At 29.3% G+C, this 539-nt stretch carries 1 protein-coding gene; it reads right to left on the reverse strand.

The window, feature by feature from the left end:
• A partial coding sequence (locus FFO06_RS20795; protein WP_442341974.1) for a type IIG restriction enzyme/methyltransferase occupies positions 1-539 on the reverse strand: 539 nt, incomplete at both ends.

A 539-nucleotide genomic window follows, 5' to 3' on the forward strand; every position in this document is an offset into this window, starting at 1 on the left:
CATAATTTTGCACCTTATTTAAATTCAAAAATCCCCAAGCTAAATCATTTTGATGATATTTAATTAATTGTGCTTCTAATAGTTTGAGAAAGAGGATTCTATTTACCCAAGTAATTGCTAATTCTAAACCAATATTAAAAAGTTGTACTTGGTCATTTTCTCCAAATTGTTCTGGTTCTTTGAGTTGAGAGATTTTATCTAAACTATCAAGTTGGATCATAGCATTTTCCATGAGTGAACCGACATTTCTCTCATTTAATTTTTTGCGTTGAATCAGTTTTTTACCACCTTCTTTAACTTCTGTTAAACCGATAATATGTAATAACTCATGATAAAATCCTTTATCAAGAGTATTACTGTCAGCGAAAGGTAACTTTAATAAATGTTCTGGAGAAAGTAATTTAAACAGCGCAATTAATTTATGATCATCAGGATTTTCTCCAGGTTGTAAATATTCTTGATATTCTCGAATATCAAAATGGGTAAAAGTGATTTTATCTGCAATTTCGGTAATAGCAGGTTGAGCAATTTCTTGATAA

The sequence above is a fragment of the Dolichospermum planctonicum genome (genome assembly GCF_005402965.1).
GTDB lineage: Bacteria > Cyanobacteriota > Cyanobacteriia > Cyanobacteriales > Nostocaceae > Dolichospermum > Dolichospermum planctonicum.